Genomic DNA, 1,880 nt, shown 5'->3' with positions numbered 1-1,880 from the left:
TTTCAGGTGCAGGGACTGTATACGGTAAAGCGGCCACAACCAATTTAGCAACGGCCATTGGTACTGTTACAGGTGTTGCTGGCTTTGCTATCAATGGTAAAACAGTGGCGGTTGGAGCAGATGCCTATGTTACTACTGTTGCAGATGACATTAATAAGGCTGGCACAGGCGTTAAGGCTGAAGCCTCTCTCAGCACTACGTTAAAAGGTTTGAGTCTAACAGATACAGGTAAACTCAATATTGTCAGCGACGCTGGAGCAAAAGTTGATTCATATGACTTATCCACATACAAGGGTGATTCAAAAGCATTAGCTGCTGACTTAGGCAAGGCTGGCTATGATATCAGTTATGATACTGATACTGGTGACATCACTATTAATGCTAAAGGGGTTGATGGGGTTGAGCTTACCGGGGGAACAGCAGCATCAACAGCAACATTAGGTGGTAATACAGCTGATGATACAAATACCTCAGTCAGTGTAGCGTCTTCACTGAATCTATCATCTTCAGACAAATTTAGTGTTTCAGGTGGTGCAGCCGTTAATGAGTTGTTAGGCGGTGGAGTGACAGCAACCGGTGGTAGCTCAACATTGAATTCGGTAAGCAAGATTGATATCAATACTGCGAAAGGTGCTCAGGATGCGCTGGCAGTGATTGACGCCGCAATTGCTGGTATTGATAGTAGCCGTTCTGACTTGGGTGCTGTACAGAATCGTATGAGCTTTACGATCAATAACTTGAATAATATTTCGACTAACGTATCAGATGCCAGAAGCCGAATTCAAGATGTGGACTTTGCAAAAGAAACTGCCACTATGACCAAACAGCAGATTCTGTCACAAACCTCGTCTGCTATGCTGGCACAAGCGAATCAAATTCCACAGGTTGCGCTGTCACTGCTTGGTGGTTAATCATTTCTCAATACCTCTTTAAACTAAAATGCCAGCAATTGCTGGCATTTTTAATTTTATGAATTTAAATAATTTTATTGCTTTATAAAAATTTTTAAAAAGTGACTAAAGTTTGCCCCTCCTTTGCCGTTACAGTAAATGTAACAAGTTAAGCTTCGCCTGGCTGAACAGCTCAGGCAGTTGTCTACCAGGTAATATGAGGAACCAATATCATGGCAATTACTGTTAATACCAACGTGACCTCGCTGAGCTCACAAAAGAACTTGAACAGCGCGAACAGCGCATTAAAAACCTCCATGGAGCGTCTGTCATCTGGCCTGCGTATTAACAGTGCCAAAGACGATGCTGCAGGTCTGCAAATTTCTAACCGTTTGACCAGTCAGATTAATGGCTTGGATGTGGCACAACGTAATGCTAACGATGGTATCTCAATTGCGCAAACTGCCGAAGGTGCGATGCAGACGTCTACCGACATTTTGCAACGTATGCGTGACCTGTCACTGCAATCTGCCAACGGTTCTAACTCAGCAGATGACCGCGCTGCAATGCAAAAAGAGATTTCATCTTTGCAAACAGAATTAACTCGTATTTCTGACACTACCTCGTTTGGTGGTCAGAAGCTGTTGGATGGTACTTATGGTACTCAGAAATTCCAGGTGGGTTCAAACGCTAATGAAACCATTTCAATTTCTTTGGGTGATGTGGCTTCTACCAAACTAGGCAATAATACCATTTCAGGTGCAGGGACTGTATACGGTAAAGCGGCCACAACCAATTTAGCAACGGCCATTGGTACTGTTACAGGTGTTGCTGGCTTTGCTATCAATGGTAAAACAGTGGCGGTTGGAGCAGATGCCTATGTTACTACTGTTGCAGATGACATTAATAAGGCTGGCACAGGCGTTAAGGCTGAAGCCTCTCTCAGCACTACGTTAAAAGGTTTGAGTCTAACAGATACAGGTAAACTCC

Annotated in this window: 1 protein-coding gene and 1 pseudogene; both read left to right on the top strand. The window is 43.7% G+C overall.

The genetic code is table 11. The annotated features are described in order from the left end of the window. The coding region (locus tag L5M28_RS23820; protein ID WP_317630076.1) for a flagellin at nucleotides 1–911 on the top strand (911 nt) is incomplete at its 5' end. Nucleotides 912–1,123: 212 nt separating this feature from the next. After that, a pseudogene (locus L5M28_RS23815) lies at nucleotides 1,124–1,880 on the top strand (flagellin); the annotation flags it as partial.

Source organism: Shewanella sp. SW32 (genome assembly GCF_025653365.1).
Classification (GTDB): domain Bacteria; phylum Pseudomonadota; class Gammaproteobacteria; order Enterobacterales; family Shewanellaceae; genus Shewanella; species Shewanella oncorhynchi.
The sequence above is the reverse complement of the archived record's forward strand: the minus strand, read 5'-3'. Positions and strand labels throughout refer to the sequence as shown.